The organism is Winogradskyella helgolandensis (assembly GCF_013404085.1).
Lineage (GTDB): Bacteria > Bacteroidota > Bacteroidia > Flavobacteriales > Flavobacteriaceae > Winogradskyella > Winogradskyella helgolandensis.
The window spans coordinates 2335500-2358831 of record NZ_JABFHO010000001.1; the positions used below are offsets into that span (position 1 = coordinate 2335500).

Consider the following 23332-nt stretch of genomic DNA (forward strand, 5'->3'; position numbering starts at 1 on the left):
GTTTTGATAATTTAATATGAGAGGTTTAAAACTAGGTAGTAAAATTATATTTGTCATCAATTCTTTGGTTGCGTTTTTACTGCTTACGTCTTATATCTTACCTTATATTCCACCCAGAAGTTTTGCGTCATTATCTGTATTAAGTTTAGGTGTGCCATTGCTTATTTTATTTAATGTTGCCTTTTTAATTTATTGGTTGATTCGTGTAAAAAAGCAAATGCTATTATCTTTGGTGGTGTTGTTATTAGGTTGGAACTATATTAATTCTATGTATAAGTTTTCGTCCTCAGAAGATGTTAAAGATGATTCTGATTTTTCTGTGATGTCATTTAATGTTAGACTTTTTAATAAGTACGATTGGTTGAAGGATAAAACTGTAAAGGATAGTATTCTCGATTTTATAAATAAAGAACAACCCGATGTTTTGTGTCTTCAAGAATATCCGCGAAGCGAACAAGTAAAGCTAAATGGATATAATAACTTTAATGCGACTTATAATAAAGGTATTAGAGGTGGTCAGGCTATTTACTCTAAATTTCCAATTGTTAATTCGGGATCGTTAGAATTCCCTAATACCCATAACAATGCTATTTTTGTGGACATCGTAAAACAAAAAGATACTATTAGAGTGTATACATTACACCTACAGTCTTCTGGTATCGAAACCGATGTGGAGAAGCTAAAAAATGAAACCTCTAGTCATTTGTTTGAACAAGTGGGTTCGACGTTTAAAGCACAACAAGGCCAAGTGGAATTGTTTTTAGCCCATAAATCAAAATCGAATTATAAAACCATAGTAACCGGTGATTTCAATAATACAGCCTATTCATACATCTACAGAATGGTTAAAGGTGATGATTTAAAAGATACGTTTGAAGATGCAGGTGATGGCTTTGGTAGAACTTTTGATTTTAAATTTTTCCCAATGCGAATTGATTTTATCTTGGCCGATGAAGATTTTGTAGTTAATAGTTTTAAAACATTTGATGTAAAACTATCAGACCATTATCCTATAAAAACGACGCTTAGTCTACCTTAAATTACATTAGTCCACAGTCTGCTATATCTGCAATAATGTGAATAACCAATCCTAAGCCAATCAATCGTGTTTTTTTAGGAATTAATAAGACTAAATACATAGAAATAGCAAAGTAGGAGTGGAGTGGGTGAAAATTGATGCTACAACGGTTAGGATCAAAAATAGGATTTGCTAGTAAGTGATCTAAATCTATTAGCATTCCTAAAATCATAATACCATATGCTTTTAGCCAATAGGACTTATAAAACACAATGGCAACAATCAACGGTAAACCGAAATGTATGCCATAATGGATCAATGACTGTAGCATAATGTTTTTTTATTATTTTAACTTGACTTTATTAGGGTTTTCTATTTGTAACGTTTGTCTTGTTAAATATAACTCAGCATTTGGACCTTCATTAAACAAAAGATCTAAAATACTAAGATTAGGAATAAAGCCATGTTTCTCTGTGAAAACTTGAGTGTAAGATTCAAAAGGTTTGACTTCAGAATTCCGTTTTACCAAATATCTAAAATCCGTTTTGTCTATTGGCTCTTTTTCAAATACTGTTGTATTAATCGGCTTTGTTTGTGTTTGAAGACTGTCTATAAGCACATCTAAACATCTCAGATTTAAATCTAAGATATAATCGAAACGTTCTTCAAAAAGTGGCATTAAGTCATCTATATAAAACTCGAAGAAAGGTGACATACTATAAGCCGATTGTAACGACTTTAAATGAAGAAGTTGCCACTGCTCTTCGTTAGCAATTTTTACATCTTTATAAAGCTGCCTGTTTTTCTGAGTATAACTCACAGGAACCGTTAAAGCTAGTTTTCCATTTGCACCATAAATTTCAGTACGGTTTCTGTAGGATTGTTTTTGGTAATTGTCAGAAACCTCAAGATGTATAGCATCCGAATTTATAACAGCCCAAAAATGTGCCATGTTTGGAAAATATGTGGGATAAATAAGGCTTGTCATAGCGACTAATTTAGTCTTTTTATGAATTCGCCTTTTTCTTTCGTCTCCATCTATTAAAGAAAGTAATCCCTAAAACAAGAACTATAAATGGAATTAAATAAGACGTCCGTTCGTTACCACCACTGACAGTTGTGAATATGCGATCCCAGCGGAAACTCCAGTTTTTAATGCCCTCGTTAATGCCGTCTATACTCATCCAAATAAAGACAGGTTTACCAAAAATATGATCGTTAGGTACAAATCCCCAATATCGACTATCTATAGAATTGTGTCTGTTATCTCCCATCATCCAATAATAATCTTGGTTAAATGTGTATGATGTTGCTAGTTTATCGTCAATAAAAATTTGACTGCCTCTCGTAACCACTTTATGACCTTCGTATTCTTCAATTGCACGTTTGTATATTGAGATATTGTCTAATGATAAATTAAGAGTAGCTCCAGATTTTGGAATCCACATTGGTCCAAAGTTGTCTGTGTTCCACGGGTACTTATTATCATATGGAAAAATAGTTCCATCTACACCTTTTCCTTGTTTTATAGGTGTTACAGTATTTATATTAGGTTGAACTTCTAAATGTGCAATGGCTTCATCAGTGGCAGCAAAAATAATGTAACTACCATCATTCATTAAGCGAGCACCATCAGTAATACCAATTTTCTTTAATAAGTCGAAAAATTGATATTGTTCTGCTTGGCTTGTATGTGCCTTTTTTAAAGTTACGTCATAAGAAAATTGCAAATGTGATCTTGGAGGTAATTGATTTTGTACTCCATTTATAAACACATACCCATTTCTAATTTCAAGAGTGTCGCCAGCTACACCAACACATCGTTTTACCAGGTTTGTTTTTTTGTCTATAGGTTTGTAATAATTCCGATCTGGATGAAAATCGTTCATATTTAACAAGGTATCAGCAGGCTGATTAAACACTACAATATCGTTTCGCTCTACATTTTCAAAACCTGGAAACCTAAAAAATGGTAGCTGAAGCTTATTAATCCAAGATGTATTACGTTCTTCGAAGTTATCATTATATAAATACGATTTTTTGCCAATAACAGGAATTGTATCATGCACCATTGGTGCGCCAACGGTAGTCATTGGAGTTCTTGCTCCATAATGTAACTTACTCACAATTAGAAAGTCTCCAACGAGTAAGGATTTTTCTAAAGACGATGAAGGAATCACAAAAGGTTGAAAGAAGTACGTATGTACAATAGTTGCAGCAACTACAGCGAAAAGAATAGACGTAATCCATTCTCCAGTAGACGTTTTAGGTTTTAATTCTCTGTTTTCAATATAATTGACATCGGCAACATAGTTGAGATAGAAGAGATAAAAACCTAAAGTAACGATGCATAATAATGCATCAACTTTACTGTCTTTGCCATAAGCTCGAGCAGTTTCTACCCAAACAGCAGGAATCATAATAAGATTCACGATTGGTAAAAACATTAAAATTACCCACCACCAAGGGCGTGAAATAATTTTCATTAAGACCACAGCATTGTAAATCGGGACAAATGCTTCCCAAGCTTTTCTACCAGCTTTAATGTATAACTTCCATGTTGCTAAGCCATGAATAATTTGTATAATGAGTATAAAAACAAACCATTGTGTCCAGGTCATAATCTTATATTTTATCTAGTGTAAGTTGAAAATTATTTTGATTCGTTACAATCCGTTGGCAAATTAACCAATGTTTAACACATCTTTCATATTAAAGATGCCTTTTTTATCTTTAATCCATTCTGCAGCAATTACGGCTCCCATAGCAAAACCTTGTCTGCTGTGGGCTGTGTGTTTAATGCTTATAGAATCTATTTCGGAATTATAGGTGATTTCATGCGTGCCAGGAACTCCTTCAATACGCTTCGCTTCAATATGGATTTCGTCTGTGTTTGCCTTATCTAAAGTCCAATTTTTAAAATTGCTCTGCTCTATAATTTGGTCAGCAAGGGTAATCGCTGTTCCGCTTGGGGCATCTAATTTTTGCGTGTGATGAATTTCTTCAATTTCTGTGGTGTATTCAGAAAAACCAGACATCAATTCAGTTAGTTTTTTGTTCAGTTCAAAAAAGATATTGACACCTAAGCTAAAATTTGATGCGTATAAAAATGTACCATTCTTAGCATTACAATAGTCAATGATCTCACTGTAATGATCTAACCAACCTGTGGTTCCAGAAATAACAGGAACACCAGCATCTATTGCTTTTTTTATGTTTGTCATTGCAACTGTTGGGATACTAAAATCTATAGCCACATCTGCATCTGCAAAATCGTAATTTGAGTTGGTATCTGATACTTTTAATACAATACTATGACTGCGATCTACTGCGATAGCTTCAATGCTTTTGCCCATTCTGCCATAACCTAGTAAAGCTATTTTCATATGTTTATTTTTATTGTTTTTCAACGCTATCACGCTGTCCGCTATTTATCATTTCGTTGAATGATAAAATTTTGAACTTGCTCGTTTCAAGTTAAAATTTAAAATTAAGTGTTAACCCTAAATCCGAAGTGTTTTCTAATTCATTATATTGATAATGTGGACTCAGACTTAAATTTTCATCGACATTAAATTGAAGTAAATGTGCATCTATATTCGCATCAATAATATTTAGTGCGTATAAGCCAATAGTTATTAAGAGAGACATTTCTTTATTGCGTCTAAACTGTTCTTGTGCTCTAATGAGTCCGTCGTCTGATATTAAATTATAAAATTCATCGTCCTTAAAACCAGCCAAACGACTTTTGTAAGCATCTCTATAGCGGTCAAATTGCTCATCGTTTCTAACATAAAAATATACACCTGCACCAATGGCTCCCCAAACAATAGGGATTTTCCAGTACTTTTTGTTGTAAGCTTGGCCTAAACCAGGAAGTACGGCAGAATAGAAAGCAGCTTTAGATGGTCTTAAGGGATCTATTTCTTTTTTAACTAAAGTTTCATTAGCAATAATTGGACTTTCATCTATGGCAATACTTGTGCTATCTTTTTCGATTTGAGAAAATGAAAAAAGCATAGAAAACAAGCATACCAAAAGACTGTAAAAACCTTTATTTGTCACGTTGAACTAATTTTTTGATTCGGTTAAAATCTTCTTCAGAATGGAAAGGAATTGTAATTTTACCACTTCCATTTTTAGCAACTTTAACGTCTATTTTATGACCAAAATATTCTGAAAAGTCCTTAACTCCTTTTTTTATGTTTTTAGGAATCTCATAGCTAGGTTCTTCTGGTTTAGAAGGCGTTTCAGAATTTAAGTTTTTTACTAATTGTTCTGTAGCCCTTACTGAAAGTTTATTTGTAATGATTTTTTCGTAAACCTCAAGTTGGTCAATTTGATCTTCTATATTAACCATAGCTCGTCCATGACCCATACTTATAAAACCATCGCGTATACCTGTTTGGATAATTGGGTCTAACTTTAATAAACGCAAATAATTAGCAATCGTGGAGCGTTTTTTTCCAACACGTTCACTCATTTCCTCTTGTGTTAATTGAATTTCGTCAATTAAACGTTGATATGATAACGCAATTTCTATAGCATCTAAATCTTGACGTTGAATGTTTTCTACCAAAGCCATTTCTAGTGACTCTTGGTCATTTGCAATTCTAATATATGCAGGAATGGCTTCTAATCCAATTAATTTTGAAGCTCTAAAACGACGTTCCCCAGATACCAGTTGGTATTTGTTGAAAGCTAATTTTCTTACTGTTATCGGTTGTATCACACCAAGCTCGCGGATAGAGGATGCAAGCTCTCTTAATGTTTCTTCATTAAAATTGGTTCTTGGTTGAAATGGATTCACCTCAATACTATCAATATCAAGTTCAACAATATTGCCAACTACTTTATCTGCATTTCTATCTTCTGCTGAATTGATATCGTTTTCAGGATCTTTCAGTAGAGCTGAAAGACCACGTCCTAATGCTTGTTTTTTTGTCGCTTTCGCCATTATAATTCATTTTTCTTAATCAGCTCCTTGGCTAAACTCAAATAATTTGCAGCACCTTTACTACTTACATCATAGTTAATAATGCTTTCACCATAACTTGGTGCTTCACCTAAACGCACGTTTCGTTGAATAATAGTATCAAACACCATATCGCTAAAGTGTTTTTGGACTTCTTCCACAACTTGATTTGATAAACGTAAACGCGAATCGAACATCGTTAACAGTAAGCCTTCTATGTCTAACGCTTCATTATGGATTTTCTGTACACTTTTAATAGTATTTAACAGTTTTCCTAAACCTTCAAGTGCAAAATACTCGCATTGAATGGGTATAATTACAGAATCTGCTGATGTTAAAGCATTCAAAGTTAGTAATCCTAAAGAGGGAGCACAGTCTATTAAGATATAATCATATTCTGATTTTAAATCTATGATAGCTTTTTTAAGCATATACTCTCGCTCTTCTTTATCTACCAATTCAATTTCGATAGCAACAAGATCGATGTGTGCAGGCATTACATCTACATTTGGCGCGTTAGAAGTTACAATAGCTTCTTTTGCATTCGCAGAATGTTCTATAACCTGATATGAGCCTACCGCAACCGTATCTACATCAATACCTAAACCAGAACTTGCGTTGGCTTGAGGATCGGCATCTATAAGCAGTACTTTCTTCTCTAGTGCACCTAAAGAAGCGGCTAAATTTACTGAGGTTGTTGTCTTACCAACACCTCCTTTTTGATTTGCTATCGCAATGATTTTGCCCATTAAATAATTTGGTTAAATATAAGGGCTTAAAATTACGATTATTTACGACTTTAAGAAATTGAAGTTGTTAACAGTTCCATAAAAAAAAGCAGCCTTCAATAGAAATTATGAAGGCTGCTTAATAATATGGGTGTAATCTTATTTTTCTGGATTATGAATACCAGTGATATACCCTTGCGTTAAATATTTTTTAGCAGCATCGTGTAAATCGGCAACCGTTAAGCTGTTTACAGCCTCTTCAAATTTTAAGATATTATGAGCGTCTTTCTTAAGGTAGTCTGCATTTTTAAGTTGTCCTAACCAAAATCTATTCGTTTTTAAATCTTCTTTGTAATCTAAAATCTGAGCCTTTTTAACTTTTTCTAAATCGACTTCTGTTGGACCTTCTTTTACTAAAAGATCGACTTCTTTCATAGTAGCTGTAATAAGTTTATCAACATTTTCTGGACCACATGGAAAACTAATATTAAATCTAAACCAGTCATATGGCATATTACTTATACTTGCATTGGCGCCAGCTCCGTAAACGCCTCCTTCTTCTTCACGTAATTTTTCAATTAATTTAATTGATAAAACTTCAGCTAAACTTTTTAAAGCATGCGCCTCTTTTTCATCGTAATCTGTTGGACCATGATAGGTTATTCTTACAGAGCTTTTAGGGTCTTCACCTTTTTCAATAATCTTTTCGTGAGAACCTGTTAGTGGTCTAAAATCGCTTACTTTATAAGATTCATTGCTTCCTGTTGACGGTAAACTTGCTAAATAGGTTTCACATAATTCAACGAGTTTAGTTTCGTCGATGTTACCTACAAAATAGAAGTTGAAATCACCTGCATCAGCAAAACGTTCCTTATATTTTTCGTAGGCTAAGTTGTAATCTGCATTGTCCATGTCTTCTGCTGTAGGAAATCCTGTGTATCTTGGGTTTTTCCCATATATAAACTCAGACAATTGATCTTGAAAATAAAATTGTGGACTCGATAAAAGGTTTCCTAAAAATGCTTTTTGCTTATCAGCGAAACTTTTAAAGGAGTTTTCATCTTTATTTAAAGCTGTAAAATGTAGATACGTTAATTGAAATAACGTTTCTAAATCTTTTGGAGTCGTGTTTCCTGAAAGCCCTTCACTATACGTACCAATTGACAATCTTACATTAGCGATTTTACCAGACATCATTTTGCTTAACTCAACCTTACCAAAACCATTAACTCCGGCTTCGGTTAAACCTCCGTTAGCATTCGAGGTGGCTTTGTATTCATCATCTGAATATAATGACGTTCCTCCATAGCTAAACGCGTCAAATAGAATTTCATCATTTTTAAAATCAGTCTTTTTGTAGGTTACCTTAACTCCATTGCTTAAAGTTAACGTGGTTGTACCTAATGTTTCATCAGTTTTAGATTCTTTTATACTACCTTTTGTTGGCATTTTGGTAATTAAAGAAGTCGCAACAGCTTTGTCTTCATAAGGTTTTAGATCCATTGACTTCACTGAGTCTAACAATTCTAATACCTGTGCCTCTTTAACTTGTTCTAAATCTTCTTTTTCTGGACCAGTAAGTATAACAACACGATTATCGTCTTTGATGTAGGATTTAATAAGGGCGTTAACTTCATCTAATGTAATGGTTGGTAATTGTGAATTCGTGAAATCGAACCTCCATTCTGTACTAGGAATGGGATTTTGCTCCAAAAAATGGTTAATGTAGCGTCCGACGATTCTATTAGATTCCATTTTGTCTCTGTCTTTAAAAGCCCGTTCCATATTGGCAATAATGTCTTTTTTTGCACGATCAAACTCTCCTTCAAAGAACCCGTGTTGGAGGACACGTTCGTTTTCAATTAAGAGTGTTTTTAAAGCGTCTAATTGTCCGGTTGGACTAGTCATAGCAGAAGATTGAAAGGCGTTTTTAGTACGTGCATATGTACCTCCGTAATACGTGAATCCATATACAAAAGGCGGATTGTCTCCATTTCTAATTTCATCCAAACGGTTGTTAATCATTTGAGAAAATAAATTCTCTACCATAGAGTTTCTGTAATCAGCATAAGTAACATCTGGTTTAGCGTTTACTTTGTCTTTAAACATTAGTCTCACATTTGAGAAAGGAGCTTCTTTGTCAGATTCAATAGCCACAAAGGTTTCATCATGGTTAGGTAAATCAAATGAAGGTCTAGGTCTTGGGTTTTCCGGGTTTTTAATATGCCCGAAATGGGATTTTATTTTTTCTTCTAAAGTAGTCACATCAATATCTCCAACGGCAATTACAGCCATTAAATCTGGTCTGTACCAATCGTTGTAGAATCGCTTTAGACTTTCGTATTTAAAAGTCTCTAAATTTTCTTTTGTACCAATAGGAAGACGTTCGGCATACATTGAGCCGTGCATCATCTTTGGCAAGTACTCTTGCATCATACGCTCGTCTGCACCTTTACCTAAGCGGTATTCCTCTAAAACAACACCACGTTCGTTATCAATTTCTTCGTCAGTTAAAAGTGCATTGTGAGCCCAGTCTTCAATAATTTGAAAACCTTGTTCAAGCTTTTCTGGGTCGTCACTTGGAATAGGAAGGATATACACCGTTTGGTCAAAACTTGTGTAGGCATTAAGATGCGCTCCAAACTTTACTCCAATACTTTGAAGGTAATCTACTAATTCATTTTTTTCGAAATTCTTTGTTCCATTAAAACACATGTGTTCCATAAAGTGGGCTAAGCCTAATTGGTCTTCATCTTCTAGGATAGAACCAGCATTAATCACCAGGCGTAATTCTACTTTATTTTCTGGTTTAGGATTGTTTTGAATGTAATACGTAAGGCCATTTTCTAAAGTACCTGTTTTAACATTTGGATCTGTGGGAATAGGATCTGTTGGGGTGTAAGTCACTTTTGACTTTGTCGCAACAACCTGAGCATTTAAAGGGAATACGAAGGTGAGGCACAACAAAATTGCTGTGCTGAAAACTAGTTTTTTCATTGATTGATGGGTTTAAAAGATTAATATTTTATAAGAATATTCTTCTAAAATAAATATAAAATCATGATATGTAAAGGAATAACAAAATTTTAACTAAATGTTTAGTTGTAAGAAATTCAGGGTAGATTAATAAATTAATTCTATTTTAATAAATATTCTCGATTATGTTTTTGAAAACTAAACTATCTGACGGTCTAGGCGAATTATTGCTTATGACTTTATTTTTAGCACTAATAATTGCATAACGTGGTATACTAAAATAAGATTTATCCATTTTATCTCGAATTAGCATTTGTTTTAGAATTTTAGATTTTTTTATATCTATAATGAGATAATGATTTTTAGATGAGAGTGTATTTTTTAACTCCGTTATTTTTTTAGTCCATAAAGCTTTGTCGCTATCAATGGAGATGTATATATATTCTAGGTCATTCTCTTGCTGTATTCTTTTTTTGAAAGATTTAGCTTTGCCAAATTCCTCTATACATGGACCACACCAGCTTGCCCAATAATCAATAACCTTAGTTTTGTTAGATTGTAATATTTGTTTCAGTTGAATAGTGTCTCCGTTGGTTGTGAGCAATTTTTCATCTAAAATATTTTTTGGTAAAATAAAATCAATAGCATTAATATCTTCAGTGATCTCATTCATTTTATTAGCTAAAGATTCTTCAGTGAATCTATCTGCATATTCCTTAATTAAATTGAGTAATATTGGTGAGTCTTGTCTGCCGTGCCCAAAACCTTTTAAGCGATAATCATTTATTAGTCTTCCAATTGCATACGTTTCTAATGCGCCTTCAAGGTTATTTTGAATGTATTCTTTCTCCTTTATAAAGTTGCTTCTTGAGTATTCTAAATAGTCTTGATTGGAGAAGTAATGTCTAATGTATAAATTTAAACTACGTTTAAAATAATCATTATTTAAAAGCTCTGGTCTTTTGAAATCTTCAATAGTAATTCCGTTAAAATAGGCTTTTGTGTCTAGCAAATTTTCGGTATTATTATTAATTTGGCTTATAGAAACAATGTCGTTTCCATCATTTCTATAGGTTCCCTTTGTAATTTCATCTTCTTTATTTCTTGGTAGCATTAAATTGTACAAGTATTCAAATTTTAGTTCATTGCCAACAAGTTCTATAAAATCCTCAGAAACTTCTGGATGTTCTTTGATATATGACTTTAAAAGAGAATATTTAATGTTGTAAGATGTAAAAAGTTCATTTTTATACGTTTGCGCATCATATTTATAAACAGCCCAATTTTGCCTCAATGGGTCATTCATTTTTAAGAAAAAGTTATAATGTGCTGCATTTTTGCCAGAAAAATTAATATCACCATTTTTTACTTCCATAAAAATTGTGTCACCTGGTGTAAAAAATACGCGACTAAGGTATCCTGTTTTATCTTCACGATCTGAAAAGGCTATTAAGTCCATTAGCTGCGGACTAGTTAAACCTTTCATTACCAAATGCATTGAATCTGCAACTAATTTCTTTTCCTCGTTTTTAATTGAGGACCCAAAGCCGAAATTAGAAAAATTTAAAAGGTTTAAATGTTTTAGTGCCATTGAATCATCCGATTTTCCAACTATGGTGATGTAGTTAGAAGGGGAGTTAGATTTATTTTGGACAGCTGTGATTTGAAAGTTTTCATTTTTGAAGATTTTAATATGCTTTTCTTCATTTTTACAACTAAGTATAGACGAAATCAGAATTATTAAAGTGCAGAGTAATGATAATATGGAATTTATTTTCATAATAGGGTTGGTTTTATATTTCAAGCTCAAAATTTATACCACCTTAAGATTATAAATAAAATTGACTAATTATTTAGTTGAATTATTGTTTAAGAAAGTTAAAACCTGATTGAAATATTTGTCACCTCCAACTTCCCATAAATCTGAATGCCCAGCAGATTCTACTTCTATAAATTCTTTATCATTGCTTTTAATATTGGAGAAGTTAGCTTTGCCTTCTGAAATATTAATAGCGATATCTTTATCGCCATGTATAACAAGAATAGGTTGTGTCACACTTTTGGCGTACTTAATAGGACTAGCGTCATCAGCATCAAAATCACCAACACTTCCTGCTCTATCGACTAAAAAATCGCTAATTAGGGCAAGATTATATCCTGTATGACGCTGAAAAAAGCCTTGAATATTTGATTTTAAATCGGTGTAAGCACTTTCTGAAATTCCGTATTTGATACGTTGATCTACTCCCATTGTTTGTAATACAAGCGCACCTCCAATAGATTGTCCCCAAATGCCTATATTGCTTAAACCTTCTTCATTAATTAAATCATCAATTAATTTCTGAATGTCTTTCGATTCTTTAATCCCATAAGTGAAAAACTGACCTTCGCTTTCTCCAAATCCTCTAATGTCCAATGCAACAGAATTGAAACCGTTGATTGATAGGAATTCACTCAGGTCAAGAAAATGTTCTTTCGTATGACTGCTGCCATGTAATAAAATAATAGTGCCTTTAGGTTTTGCTAAGCTAGAATAAGTAAGTATTGCATATTGTTTTAAGCCGTCATACGTTGTTATCGTTAGTTTTTTTCGTTTGAATTTTGAGTTATCATTTTGTTCAAGAGTAGAGCTGATAACTTTTTGAGTTTTAAATATTTCTATAATCGGATTTCTTCTTTCTGTTATCAAGCGAGGATAAATGAAATAGAAAATTAATAAGCCTACAACAAATAGAATTATAAATGTTCGTTTTAAAATTTTAGCAATTCGATTTTTTGTCATGAATTTAGATACTAAAATAGTACGGTCTCTACTATTTTTAAGTTTGTAAAATAATGATCAAAGATAATCATTTCGAAAAAAAGTTAAGTCACTAACTAATTGGTAGTTAAATTATTTTTATCTTTCAAGTAACTAAAAACAAAATCAATCATGAAAATTAATTACCGTTCAGTAGTTTTATTGCTGCTAACCTTGTGCTTGTCAAGTATCATTGAAGCACAACCCAAACAAACCGCATCTGTAGAAGGAATTACAGAATACATGCTAGATAATGGCCTCAAGGTCTTATTATTTCCTGATAATTCTTCACAAACCGTTACTGTGAATATTACCTACAAAGTAGGTTCTAGACATGAGGGTTATGGAGAAAAAGGTATGGCACACTTGTTAGAGCACTTAGTGTTTAAAGGTACGCCTAACCATCCGGATATTCCAAAAGAGTTAACCGCTCGTGGTGCAAGACCAAATGGAACAACATGGTATGATCGTACCAATTATTTCGAAACATTCAATGCTACAGAAGATAATATAGATTGGGCTTTAGATTTGGAATCTGATCGTATGGTGAATTCATACATTGCAAAGAAAGATTTAGATTCAGAATTTTCTGTAGTTCGGAATGAATTTGAATCTGGTGAAAATAGTCCAACAGGAGTGCTTATGGAGAAGGTTATAAGTTCAGCGTTCTTGTGGCATAATTACGGACAATCAACTATTGGTAATAAGTCAGATATTGAACGTGTGCCTATTGAAAATCTAAAAGCGTTTTATAAAAAGTATTACAGACCAGATAATGCTGTATTAATGGTTACTGGTAAGTTTGAGGTAGAAAAGACATTAGCTTTAATTGATGAAAAATTTGGCAGTATTAAGAATCCTGAAAATCCTTTAGTTGATGTTCCTACAATTGAACCAGCACAAGATGGTGAAAAAAGAGTAGAGTTAAGTCGCGTTGGGGATTTACAATTAGTATCGGCATTATTTCATACACCTGCAGGATCACATGAAGATTATGCTCCAATGGCTCTTGTTGAAAACATTTTAACGGACCAACCTTCAGGACGTATATATAAGGCCCTAGTAGAAGAGAAGCAAGCTTCGTCAGTTTGGAGTTTTTCACCTTTTACAAAAGAGCCTGGGTTTATGTATTTTAATGTCGATGTGCCTTCAGATAAATCGATTGAGACAGCAGAAACGACCTTATTAAACTTATTTGATGGGTTAAGAGAAAACCCAATTACGGAAGAAGAGCTTAAAAGAGCTAAGGCTAATATCTTAAAACAAATAGATCAGATTAGTAGAAACTCTTCATATTTAGGAACATTTACAAGTGAATTTATTGGAGCAGGTGACTGGAGATTAATGTTTATTCATAGAGATCGTATTGAGTCCGCTACATTAGAACAAGTAAACCATGTTTTGGGACGCTATTTTATTAAAACGAACCGGACTGTTGGGAATTTTATACCAACAAAAACACCTATGAGAATCGAAATCCCTCATACCGAAGGCTTAGAGGATTTAGTGTCTAACTATAAAGGAAAAGAAGCACTTAGTGCAGGTGAAGCGTTTGATGTTAGTTATGAAAACATTCAAAATACATTAGATTCTGGTGAGCTTTCAGAGAGTAAGATTGAATATGGATTTATAAAAAAGGATAATAGAGGTGAAACCGTAAATGTATCCTTTACGTTTAGAAATGGAGGAGTTGATGACTTAATGAATAAAGGGAATGTAGCTAGTTTTACGGCTAGAATGTTAAATAAAGGCACGACATCCAAATCTAGACAAGATATCGAAGATAAATTAAGTGCGTTAAAATCCTCAGTGTACTTTAGTGGGTCTAATGGAAAAACGACAGCTTACGTGAGTTCTACTAAGGAAAATCTTAAAGAGACATTAGAGCTTATGTCAGAGATGCTTAAAGCTCCTGCTTTTGATAAAGAAGAGCTAGAGAAACTTAAAACAGAAGAATTAGCAGGTATTGAAAGTAATAAAACAGAGCCACAATTTTTAGTTCAAAAAAGATTGGGTGCGATTAATCAGAAATATAAAAAAGGTCATCCTTTATATAATATGACTTTAGAGGAAGAGGTTGAGGCTATCAATAATGTTACGGTTGAAGGTATGCAAGCCTATTATAATGATTTCTATGGTATTTCAGATAGTGCTAACCTTATAGCAATAGGAAATATAGATGAAGAAGAATTGAAAACGTATTTTGAAACCGAATTTGCTGATTTTAAATCTGATTTACCGTACTCTGAAATTAAAGATCCGTTTTCAGGAAATAAGCCAGCAAACGAAAAGATCATCACTCCAGATAAGAAAAATGCCTTTACACTTGGTTTCTTAAACTTTGAAGGTAGTGAATACGATAAAGATTATGCGGCTTTACAAGTTGCGGGTTCTGTATTTGGTGGTGGTTTTCTAAATTCGCGTATTGCTACTAGATTACGTCAGCAAGATGGTGTCAGCTATGGTGCTGGAGGTGGCGTTAATGTAGATGGAAGTAAGGACGATAGAAATTCTGCGATGTATATTTATGCCATATACGCTCCTGAAAATGAAGCTAAGGTGCAACAAGGGTTTGAGGAAGAAATTGCACGTTTTATAAAAGATGGTATTACTGAGCAGGAATTAGAAGATGCTGTTAAAGGCTGGGTACAAGCGCAAAGTGTATCTAGAGCAAAAGATAATGAGCTTTCTAGTACAATTAATAACAATTTGTATTATGATAGAGATATGATGTTTCAGAAGGAGATTGAAGAGCAAGTAAAAGGTTTAACAGTTGAAGATGTCAACAAAGCGATTAAGACTTATTTTAAAGATTTTAAAAATTGGACAGTTGTGAATGCGGGGGATTATGAAAACTTTGAAATTAAGAAAACAGATAAAAAGAAAATAGACGATTAGATTAACTACTTATTAGTTTGAAAAATAAAGGCACTGTTAGTAAACAGTGCCTTTTTCATTTTAATCAATTAAGATTTCTAATATGTGAATAGCAGCATCACTAATTTTAGTGCCAGGTCCAAAAACGGCAGCTGCTCCTGCGTCAAATAAGAATTGGTAATCTTGCTTTGGAATAACACCTCCCACGATCACCATAATATCATCGCGACCATAATTTTTTAGTTCTTCTATGACTTGAGGTACTAGTGTTTTGTGTCCTGCTGCTAAGGAAGATATGCCTAAAATATGCACATCATTTTCTACAGCTTGTTTAGCGGCTTCTTTTGGTGTTTGGAAGAGTGGTCCAATATCTACATCAAAACCAACGTCAGCGTAACCTGTAGCTATTACTTTTGCTCCTCTGTCGTGACCATCTTGTCCCATTTTTGCAATCATGATTCTTGGTCTGCGACCATCTTGTTCTGCAAATTGGTCGGCGAGTTCTTTTGCTTTTTGAAAGCTCTTATCGTCTTTTATTTCTTTACTGTACACTCCTGAAAATGATTTAATTTGTGCTTTATGTCGTCCGAATTCAGCTTCTAATGCATCGCTTATTTCACCTAAAGTGGCACGTTTTCTTGCGGCATCTACTGCTAAAGCTAATAAATTTTCATCATTTGTTTTAGCGGCTTTTGTTAATTTTGATAATGCTTCGGTTACGGCTGTATTATCACGATTTGCTTTGATGTTGTTTAAGCGTTCAATTTGTTGTAGTCTAACAGTTTGGTTGTCAACTTCTAATGTGGAAATTTCGTCTTCTTGTTCTAAGCGGTATTTATTGACTCCAACAATGATATCCTGTGATGAGTCTATTCTAGCTTGTTTTCGAGCTGCAGCTTCTTCGATTCGTAATTTGGGAATACCAGCCTCAATAGCTTTGGTCATACCACCTAACGCTTCTACTTCTTGGATGAGTTCCCACGCTTTTCCAACAATATCGTCAGTTAGTTTTTCAACATAATAACTGCCAGCCCAAGGGTCAACCGTTTTTGTAATATGCGTTTCTTCTTGTAAGTAAATCTGTGTATTTCTTGCGATACGAGCAGAAAAGTCTGTTGGTAAAGCAATGGCTTCGTCTAAGGCGTTAGTGTGTAAGCTTTGTGTGCCGCCAAATGCAGCTGCAGAAGCTTCAATACAGGTTCTTGCTACGTTGTTAAAAGGGTCTTGCTCGGTTAAACTCCAACCAGAAGTTTGGCAGTGGGTTCTTAAAGCTAATGATTTTTGATTCTTAGGATTAAATTGCTTTACGAGTTTTGCCCAAAGCATTCGTGCTGCGCGCATTTTGGCTATTTCCATAAAGTGATTCATGCCAATGGCCCAAAAGAAAGATAATCTCGGAGCGAAGGTGTCAATATCCATTCCGGCTCCAAGCCCTTTCCTAATATATTCAAGCCCGTCTGCTAAGGTGTATGCTAATTCTATATCGCAAGTGGCTCCTGCTTCTTGCATGTGGTAACCTGAAATACTGATACTGTTGAATTTTGGCATATTCTGACTAGAGTATTCAAAGATATCAGAGATAATCTTCATGGAAGGAGTAGGTGGGTAGATGTAGGTGTTTCGTACCATAAACTCTTTTAGAATGTCATTCTGAATGGTTCCTGCGAGTTGATCGGGTTGAACTCCTTGTTCTTCGGCTGCTACAATATAAAATGCCATAATAGGCAATACGGCTCCATTCATGGTCATTGACACTGACATTTTATCTAGCGGAATCTGATCGAATAAAATTTTCATGTCCTCGACAGAATCGATAGCCACACCAGCTTTTCCAACATCACCAACCACACGTTCGTGATCGGAATCGTAACCTCTATGGGTTGCTAAATCAAAAGCAACTGAAAGACCTTTTTGGCCTGCAGCTAGATTTCTTCTGTAAAAAGCATTACTCTCTTCTGCTGTTGAAAATCCAGCATATTGTCTAATCGTCCATGGTCTGCGGACATACATAGTTGAATATGGTCCACGAAGATTTGGCGCGATGCCAGCAACAAAGTTGAGGTGTTCTATATCTTGAATATCCGCTTTTGAATATGATGATTTTACAGTGATATTTTCGGCTGTTAAAAAAGAGTTTTCTTCTTTAGGATTTAAGCTTTGCGCGTCGTTCTTTAGAGTTATATGTTGAAGATTTTTTCTTGACATTGTGCCTGTGTTTTTAAGGGTGTAAAGCTACTATAGGTTTTTTCTATAGTGAGTTTTACTCTTTGCTTAATCTTTTGGTTTCCAATTTTTCAGATAATCTTTTCTCAATAATTGGTTCAATTAAAGTTTTGCGCTTTTCGATTTTTAAAAACGGACTAATTTCTAAATCAGTTTTCATTTTATCTTCTGAATTTGGGTGCCTGTTTGTTCCTAGTAGTACTAATTTTTTAGCATCGAAATCGGCTTGCTCTTTAGTGGCATTTTCTTTAATTTTTCGCTGAATGGTGCCTTCTTTTAGCTGGCTTAAAAAGCCTCCATTCGCTTCAATATCTTTAAAAAGAATTAATGCTTTTTCGGCCAATTGTTCAGTTAGACTTTCAATATAATAAGATCCATCCGTAGGATTATTTACTTTGTCAAAGTAGCTTTCATTCTTTAAGACTAAGAGTTGATTTCTCGAAATACGTTCTCCAAATTCGTTTGACTTATGAAATAAAGCGTCGTATGGTATGTTGCAGATTACATTTGCTCCACCTAGAATAGCACTCATGCATTCGGTTGTGGTTCGTAACATATTGATGTTGTAATCGTAAATGGTTGTATTACGTTTACTCGGAGTAGCAATGATTCTACAGTCTGTATTTACATCATATTCAGAAGCTAATGTTGTCCATAATTGGCGTAATGCCCTGATTTTTGCAATTTCAAAGAAGTAGTTTGAGCCGACTGACAAATTAAATGTTACTTGTAGAGATTGCTTCGCTTCGCTCGGAATGGCCTTATCGAGATGATTTAAATATTCGTTAGCATGTGCTAGGCCATAAGCTAATTGCTGTACAATGGTTGATCCTGCATTTTGATACAACCCTAAATTGATACTAATTTGATTGGTTGATGTTACAATCGTTTTAAACTTGCTGTGATCGTCGTTGAGGTTCTTATGCCAATTACCTGTTTTTACTAGGTGGCCTATGATGTCTGTATGGATATTTACTCGAGACTCTTCGACTGCGCTCAGTGTGACATCAAGGATGTTTTCGACATAGTCTTTAGAAAGAAAATTACATTTAATATCAACATTTGTTTTAGTTAAGTCAATATCTTGAAACAAATCCTTAATGGAAATAATTTCTGATTCAATATTAAATATTAAACTTTCTGCACCACGATTTATGGCATCTAAAGCTTTTGAATTCGCAGTTTTGGCATCTGTTACCGTTATAGCTTGGCAGATTTTCCAATCAGTGGCTTTACTCTTTGAAATTTCTGGTAATGTTTTAAAATCATCGGCATGGTAAAATGGTTTCACATTAATGCCTTCATTGGTCTTCCAGATTAGTACGTCGTTGTAATCTGCACCTTTGAGATCTACTTGTATTTTCTGTTTCCATGCTTTTGAGGACATGGGTTGAAAGTCATTAAATAATGATTTACTCATCTTTTTTATGTTTCGGAATACTATCCTCGTATTCTATAATGAAGATATCTTCGTTGGGCTTTTTCATGTAGTAGGTTTCACGTGCTGTACGTTCAATACCTTCGTCTGTACTCAGTTCTTTAATGGCTTTGTTGTCTTTTGCCATCTCGTTACGGTAGTGTTCTTTTTGATATTCTAATTCGTTAATGTCGCCATTCAACTCATGATGAAATAGCCATGAATGGGCGTCAAAAAATAACATCCAAACCACAAAAACAATGAGTACGAGGACATAAATGTTCTTAAATGGTTTTAGATATTTAATATTGAATTTAGACATTACAAGCGTTCGTTGATTATGGTTTTAACGATATCTACAGCAACTGTATTGTATTTGTTATTTGGGATAATGATATCAGCATATTCTTTCATCGGTTCAATAAACTGCTGATGCATGGGTTTTAATGTGGATTGGTAGCGTTGAAGCACCTCGTTGATGTCTCGACCTCGTTCTGTGATATCTCGTCTTAAACGTCGTATTAAGCGCTCGTCAGAATCCGCATGAACATAAATTTTAATATCAAAAAGCTCACGGATTTCAGCATGAGATAATATTAATATCCCTTCAACAATCATTACTTTTCGTGGTTTCGTGACAATAATATCTCCGGTACGATTATGTTTTACAAATGAGTAAACCGGTTGGTTGATGGAGTTTCCTTTTTTTAATTCCTTGAGGTGTTCTTCTAATAATTCAAAATCAATTGATCTTGGGTGATCAAAATTAATTTTAACACGTTCCTCAAAGCTTAGATGCGACGTGTCTTTATAATAAGAATCTTGCGAAATAACACCAACTTGTCCTTCTGGTAATTCTTTTAAAATAGTATTTACAACAGTAGTTTTTCCGCAGCCTGTACCACCTGCGATTCCTATAATGAGCATATAAATTTTGATTTGTTTGACTGTTGCAAATTTAATTATTTAAGTAGAATTGTGAATTTATAATTTGGAAACTTTCTCGGGAGTTACAAAGTGGTCAATTGTGTTTCCCCAACTGTTGTTAATATAGTTGATAACATCAGCAACTTCTTCGTCTGAAAGTCCTAAAGGTGCCATGGTGCTATTATAGGTAATGCCGTTTACCACAATTTCTCCAGACATGCCATATTTGGCTGCTTTGATACTTTTTGTTTGGTTATCTCTTAAATAATCTGAATCTGCTAATGGAGGAAATGCTCTAGGTACACCTTTGCCATCTGGTAAATGACAGGTGATACACATATCTTCATAAACAATTTTACCACGCTCCATACTTTCTTTAAGCTGTGGTGAATCTTGATTGGCTGCAACTAGATTCGTTTTTTTAGTGTTTGAATTACATGAAGCGAATACCACTATTGAAACGCCTAAAAGAATTAGTCTTTTCATTTTCTAATTAATTTTACAATGCCTAAATTTTCTATACCTACATAAATAAAACCGTCCGGTCCTTGTTCTACACATCTTACGCGTCCTAATCCATCGAGTAGACGTTCTTCTTTTATCACTTTATTGTCTTTTAAAGTGCACATATCTAAATATTGAAATTTTAGGGATCCTACGAGAAGGTTACCTTCCCAATCACCATATTTATCACTATTAATAAATGCCATTCCGCTAGGTGCAATTGAAGGATCCCAATAATGAATGGGTTGTTCCATACCTTCTTTTTCAGTGATGTCTGTAAATTTTGTGCCAACATAATTGACGCCATAGCTAATAACAGGCCAACCGTAATTTTTACCAGGTGCTATGATGTTTATTTCGTCACCACCTTTAGGGCCATGTTCGTGAGTCCAAATTTGTCTTGAATTTGGATGAAGTATCATGCCTTGTGGGTTTCTATGACCATAAGAGTAAATAGCCGCTTTAGCTTCAGCGTCATTAACAAAAGGATTGTCTTCAGGGATAGAACCATCATCATTGAGACGATAAATTTTTCCGCCATCTCTAGTGATGTCTTGAGGGTTTTCATCTCGGTTTCCGCGTTCTCCAATGGAAAAATAAAGGTAACCTTCATCATCAAAAACTAAGCGCGATCCAAAATGTTGTCCTTTGGTAGTATTTGGAGTCGCTTTATATAGAACTTGTAAATTTGTTAAACTATTGTTTTCAAGTTTTGCTCTTGCTATAGATGTATTTCCTCCGTCGCCTTCACCTTCAGAGGAGGCATAAGAAAAATAAATCCACCCATTTTGGTCATAATCGGGATGTAGAATAATATCTAATAATCCACCTTGGCCACGCACATAGATTTCAGGTAGGCCAGAAATACTTGTTTTCTTTCCATCTTTAAAAAGAATAAGTTCCCCTGATTTTTCTGTAATTAGCATCGAATCATCAGGAAGAAAGGTGAAACCCCAAGGAATATTAATATCAGAAACTATAACTTCGTGAGTGTTCTCTAGATTTTTCGGATTTTTATCTTGCGCACAAGCTAGTGTGCTAGTGAGAATTAATCCGATAATGATGTTTTTCATAGTCATGATATTCAGGTATAAAAAAGATTAAAACTTTAAAGTTAATAAATGTTATTGGATTTTAAAGAAAAACTATATATTTGCAGTCCGAAATTGGGAATACAACTTCGGGGTGTAGCGTAGCCCGGTTATCGCGCCACGTTTGGGACGTGGAGGCCGCAGGTTCGAATCCTGCCACCCCGACTTTTTAACAGAAAGCTCTATAAATTATTTTTATAGAGCTTTTTTTATTTATTATTAACGTTGTCAAAGTATCTTGAAAAAGTAGAATCGTCCACTTTCTTTAACTATCATGAGTTTACTTTAGATAAGGAGGTGCTTAAAAATTACAGATGCTTTCTTAATGCGTTAAAAGTTTATGTAGAAAGTGCCAGCTTTATTATGCCGGCACTTTAACACATTATAAGACTAACTTAAATGTGTTTAAATAATTATAAATGTTCTATTCTACAATTTTTATATCAACAGAGGTTCTACTTTGCCAACCTGTTTCATCAGTTACCGAATAGGAACAGTGGTAATCACCTGTGTCAATATCATCAGGAATTGTGATACTGATATTAATTTCATAAGTCGTCAATCCACCCTCGATATTGAAATTCTCCATATATATTAATGGGTTTATGGCATCTTTTATCGGTTCTAAATCACATACCTCTCCTTGGTCATCATGGGTATGATGATCAAAATTATTATGAAGGTCTAAGCTATAAGACGCTAGTGCTTTGTTATCGGTAAGCTGCGCTTTAAAAATGTAGGTTTCACCTTTTACGAGTTGTTCACAGGCTTGAGGAAAGCCTTCAGAATAATTAATGCTAATAGTGGGCTTTTGTTCATCAATGCTAACACTATCATCACTAGAACATGATGTAATGAGTAGTGTTATAATTAACAAGTTGAAATATTTTGAAATCAATTTCATTTTTTAATGTTTAAAACCGCATAGTATGATTAGTACTATGCGGTATAATTAATTGTTAAGATGCTGTAATATCGATATGAGTTTCATAGTCTTTGGTGTTACCTTCTTCATCTTCAACTGTAAAAATGATGTGGTATTCGCCAGTTGGTGCATTTGCAGGTACAACAATATGCTGGTGGAATTCTACTTCAGTTAAGCCATGATACCCTTCTGTATATTCGTATTCTTGATCCCATTCAACTTCACCTTCGCCAACTGTAAGTCCATGTGCATGTACATCTACGGTTATATTATGAATACCATTTAAGGCCTCTACGAAAAACTCAGCATGAAAATCATCACCTCTTACGGCTGTAGTGTCTATAGAGAAATCACTTAAAGTGATATAATCTAAAATTTCTAAATGGCCGTCGATTTCTGTGCTATTACCTAGTTCATCAGTTACGATTAATTCAATGTGGTATTCGCCAGCAGGAATATTCGTTGGAACATCTACATGCTTATGAAATGTAGGATTTATAACCAACAAATTAGCGTCGGTGTAAACGTTTTCATAATCCCAATCTACTTCTCCTTCGCCAGGTGTTAAATCATGCGCATGGATGATAAGCGTGATGCTACTCACTACAGCTTCGGCATTTATTTCGGCTTCGATGTGAATATCCGAACCTTTATAAGCAACCTGGTCTGTTGAGTGTACACTGCCTTCTCCGTATTCAAAACTAGTTATTTCTGGTGCATTAAGTGTCGGTGAACCGTTGTCGTCATCACTACTACACGAATTTAAAAGGATTCCGAAAAAAGCGATAATTGCTAAAAATTTAAAATTTGTTTTCATAAGATTTGTTGTAATGTTTAAAGTGTTTGTTTTCATTGTTTTTGATTTATTTGT

General features: G+C 34.1%; 20 protein-coding genes and 1 tRNA gene. 3 read left to right on the forward strand and 18 right to left on the reverse strand.

What is annotated here, in order from left to right; genetic code table 11:
* Window positions 1-16: 16 nt before the first annotated feature.
* Entirely contained in the window at window positions 17-1039 is a 1023-nt protein-coding gene (locus HM992_RS09695) for an endonuclease/exonuclease/phosphatase family protein (protein ID WP_179319525.1), read from the forward strand.
* A gap of 1 nt (window position 1040) precedes the next feature.
* On the opposite strand, the gene HM992_RS09700 is transcribed toward HM992_RS09695, so the two are convergent.
* From HM992_RS09700 to HM992_RS09745, 10 genes are all read right to left on the reverse strand, one after another.
* Window positions 1041-1349: a DUF6122 family protein gene (locus HM992_RS09700; RefSeq protein WP_179319526.1), complete on the reverse strand. Its 309-nt coding sequence runs from the start codon at window positions 1347-1349 to the stop codon at window positions 1041-1043.
* 12 nt (window positions 1350-1361) lie between these two features.
* Window positions 1362-2006: a WbqC family protein gene (locus tag HM992_RS09705; RefSeq protein ID WP_179319527.1), complete on the reverse strand. Its 645-nt coding sequence runs from the start codon at window positions 2004-2006 to the stop codon at window positions 1362-1364.
* Window positions 2007-2025: 19 nt separating this feature from the next.
* Entirely contained in the window at window positions 2026-3639 is a 1614-nt protein-coding gene (lepB, locus tag HM992_RS09710; RefSeq protein WP_179319528.1) for a signal peptidase I, read from the reverse strand.
* A 63-nt stretch (window positions 3640-3702) separates the two neighbouring features.
* Window positions 3703-4404 carry a 4-hydroxy-tetrahydrodipicolinate reductase gene (gene dapB, locus HM992_RS09715; protein WP_178984794.1) on the reverse strand — a complete coding sequence of 234 codons (702 nt, stop codon included), beginning with the start codon at window positions 4402-4404 and terminating at the stop codon, window positions 3703-3705.
* A gap of 91 nt (window positions 4405-4495) precedes the next feature.
* Window positions 4496-5038, reverse strand: coding sequence for a DUF5683 domain-containing protein (locus HM992_RS09720; protein ID WP_195806613.1), 543 nt, complete (start codon window positions 5036-5038; stop codon window positions 4496-4498).
* Between the two features lie 34 nt (window positions 5039-5072).
* Window positions 5073-5975 (reverse strand): ParB/RepB/Spo0J family partition protein, encoded by a 903-nt coding sequence (locus HM992_RS09725; RefSeq protein ID WP_178984796.1) that lies wholly within the window; start codon window positions 5973-5975, stop codon window positions 5073-5075.
* Window positions 5975-6742 carry a ParA family protein gene (locus HM992_RS09730; protein WP_178984797.1) on the reverse strand — a complete coding sequence of 256 codons (768 nt, stop codon included), beginning with the start codon at window positions 6740-6742 and terminating at the stop codon, window positions 5975-5977. Before HM992_RS09730 ends, HM992_RS09725 begins: the two co-directional genes overlap by 1 nt.
* 138 nt (window positions 6743-6880) lie before the next feature.
* Window positions 6881-9718, reverse strand: a complete 2838-nt coding sequence (locus HM992_RS09735; RefSeq protein ID WP_179319529.1) for a M16 family metallopeptidase — start codon at window positions 9716-9718, stop codon at window positions 6881-6883.
* A gap of 145 nt (window positions 9719-9863) precedes the next feature.
* The gene (locus tag HM992_RS09740) at window positions 9864-11477 is read right to left on the reverse strand and encodes a TlpA family protein disulfide reductase (protein ID WP_179319530.1); all 1614 of its coding nucleotides are present in this window, start codon (window positions 11475-11477) and stop codon (window positions 9864-9866) included.
* Between the two features lie 69 nt (window positions 11478-11546).
* Complete coding sequence (locus HM992_RS09745; protein ID WP_179319531.1) at window positions 11547-12479, reverse strand: alpha/beta hydrolase; 933 nt, start codon at window positions 12477-12479, stop codon at window positions 11547-11549.
* A gap of 150 nt (window positions 12480-12629) precedes the next feature.
* On the opposite strand from HM992_RS09745, the gene HM992_RS09750 reads away from it, so the two are divergent.
* Entirely contained in the window at window positions 12630-15395 is a 2766-nt protein-coding gene (locus HM992_RS09750) for a M16 family metallopeptidase (protein WP_179319532.1), read from the forward strand.
* Window positions 15396-15455: 60 nt separating this feature from the next.
* Here the strand turns inward: HM992_RS09750 and scpA are convergent, their stop codons facing one another.
* The 6 genes from scpA to HM992_RS09780 are packed head-to-tail and all read right to left on the reverse strand — an operon-like array spanning window position 15456 to window position 21524.
* A complete protein-coding gene (gene scpA, locus HM992_RS09755) occupies window positions 15456-17579 on the reverse strand; it encodes a methylmalonyl-CoA mutase (RefSeq protein WP_179319533.1) in 2124 nt (707 codons plus the stop codon).
* 55 nt (window positions 17580-17634) lie between these two features.
* Window positions 17635-19017 carry a methylmalonyl-CoA mutase subunit beta gene (locus HM992_RS09760; protein WP_179319534.1) on the reverse strand — a complete coding sequence of 461 codons (1383 nt, stop codon included), beginning with the start codon at window positions 19015-19017 and terminating at the stop codon, window positions 17635-17637.
* On the reverse strand, window positions 19010-19336 hold the full coding sequence (locus HM992_RS09765; protein WP_179319535.1) for an FtsB family cell division protein: 327 nt from the start codon (window positions 19334-19336) through the stop codon (window positions 19010-19012). The genes HM992_RS09760 and HM992_RS09765 overlap by 8 nt, the downstream gene beginning before the upstream one ends.
* Window positions 19336-19941, reverse strand: a complete 606-nt coding sequence (udk, locus tag HM992_RS09770; RefSeq protein ID WP_179319536.1) for a uridine kinase — start codon at window positions 19939-19941, stop codon at window positions 19336-19338. The genes HM992_RS09765 and udk overlap by 1 nt, the downstream gene beginning before the upstream one ends.
* A 57-nt stretch (window positions 19942-19998) precedes the next feature.
* A complete protein-coding gene (locus tag HM992_RS09775; RefSeq protein WP_179319537.1) occupies window positions 19999-20427 on the reverse strand; it encodes a c-type cytochrome in 429 nt (142 codons plus the stop codon).
* The gene (locus tag HM992_RS09780; RefSeq protein WP_179319538.1) at window positions 20424-21524 is read right to left on the reverse strand and encodes a PQQ-dependent sugar dehydrogenase; all 1101 of its coding nucleotides are present in this window, start codon (window positions 21522-21524) and stop codon (window positions 20424-20426) included. Before HM992_RS09780 ends, HM992_RS09775 begins: the two co-directional genes overlap by 4 nt.
* A gap of 102 nt (window positions 21525-21626) precedes the next feature.
* Here HM992_RS09780 and HM992_RS09785 point away from each other — a divergent pair.
* Window positions 21627-21701 (forward strand) — tRNA-Pro (locus tag HM992_RS09785).
* Window positions 21702-21960: 259 nt separating this feature from the next.
* Here HM992_RS09785 and HM992_RS09790 read toward each other — a convergent pair.
* Together HM992_RS09790 and HM992_RS09795 are read right to left on the reverse strand one after the other, a co-directional pair.
* On the reverse strand, window positions 21961-22440 hold the full coding sequence (locus HM992_RS09790) for a DUF4625 domain-containing protein (protein ID WP_179319539.1): 480 nt from the start codon (window positions 22438-22440) through the stop codon (window positions 21961-21963).
* A gap of 55 nt (window positions 22441-22495) precedes the next feature.
* A complete protein-coding gene (locus tag HM992_RS09795; RefSeq protein ID WP_229720473.1) occupies window positions 22496-23314 on the reverse strand; it encodes a DUF4625 domain-containing protein in 819 nt (272 codons plus the stop codon).
* Between the last annotated feature and the right edge of the window lie 18 nt (window positions 23315-23332).

Excerpts from the sequence above, each read along its gene's own strand:
- lepB (WP_179319528.1), bottom strand. The coding sequence starts at position 3,639 with ATGACCTGGACACAATGGTTTGTTTTTATACTCATTATACAAATTATT.
- HM992_RS09720 (WP_195806613.1), bottom strand. The coding sequence starts at position 5,038 with ATGCTTTTTTCATTTTCTCAAATCGAAAAAGATAGCACAAGTATTGCC.
- HM992_RS09780 (WP_179319538.1), bottom strand. The coding sequence starts at position 21,524 with ATGACTATGAAAAACATCATTATCGGATTAATTCTCACTAGCACACTA.
- HM992_RS09790 (WP_179319539.1), bottom strand. The coding sequence starts at position 22,440 with ATGAAATTGATTTCAAAATATTTCAACTTGTTAATTATAACACTACTC.
- HM992_RS09745 (WP_179319531.1), bottom strand. The coding sequence starts at position 12,479 with ATGACAAAAAATCGAATTGCTAAAATTTTAAAACGAACATTTATAATT.
- HM992_RS09705 (WP_179319527.1), bottom strand. The coding sequence starts at position 2,006 with ATGACAAGCCTTATTTATCCCACATATTTTCCAAACATGGCACATTTT.
- HM992_RS09700 (WP_179319526.1), bottom strand. The coding sequence starts at position 1,349 with ATGCTACAGTCATTGATCCATTATGGCATACATTTCGGTTTACCGTTG.
- HM992_RS09725 (WP_178984796.1), bottom strand. The coding sequence starts at position 5,975 with ATGGCGAAAGCGACAAAAAAACAAGCATTAGGACGTGGTCTTTCAGCT.
- HM992_RS09795 (WP_229720473.1), bottom strand. The coding sequence starts at position 23,314 with ATGAAAACAAACACTTTAAACATTACAACAAATCTTATGAAAACAAAT.
- dapB (WP_178984794.1), bottom strand. The coding sequence starts at position 4,404 with ATGAAAATAGCTTTACTAGGTTATGGCAGAATGGGCAAAAGCATTGAA.
- HM992_RS09775 (WP_179319537.1), bottom strand. The coding sequence starts at position 20,427 with ATGAAAAGACTAATTCTTTTAGGCGTTTCAATAGTGGTATTCGCTTCA.
- HM992_RS09730 (WP_178984797.1), bottom strand. The coding sequence starts at position 6,742 with ATGGGCAAAATCATTGCGATAGCAAATCAAAAAGGAGGTGTTGGTAAG.
- HM992_RS09760 (WP_179319534.1), bottom strand. The coding sequence starts at position 19,017 with ATGAGTAAATCATTATTTAATGACTTTCAACCCATGTCCTCAAAAGCA.
- HM992_RS09765 (WP_179319535.1), bottom strand. The coding sequence starts at position 19,336 with ATGTCTAAATTCAATATTAAATATCTAAAACCATTTAAGAACATTTAT.
- HM992_RS09750 (WP_179319532.1), top strand. The coding sequence starts at position 12,630 with ATGAAAATTAATTACCGTTCAGTAGTTTTATTGCTGCTAACCTTGTGC.
- scpA (WP_179319533.1), bottom strand. The coding sequence starts at position 17,579 with ATGTCAAGAAAAAATCTTCAACATATAACTCTAAAGAACGACGCGCAA.
- HM992_RS09695 (WP_179319525.1), top strand. The coding sequence starts at position 17 with ATGAGAGGTTTAAAACTAGGTAGTAAAATTATATTTGTCATCAATTCT.
- udk (WP_179319536.1), bottom strand. The coding sequence starts at position 19,941 with ATGCTCATTATAGGAATCGCAGGTGGTACAGGCTGCGGAAAAACTACT.
- HM992_RS09740 (WP_179319530.1), bottom strand. The coding sequence starts at position 11,477 with ATGAAAATAAATTCCATATTATCATTACTCTGCACTTTAATAATTCTG.
- HM992_RS09735 (WP_179319529.1), bottom strand. The coding sequence starts at position 9,718 with ATGAAAAAACTAGTTTTCAGCACAGCAATTTTGTTGTGCCTCACCTTC.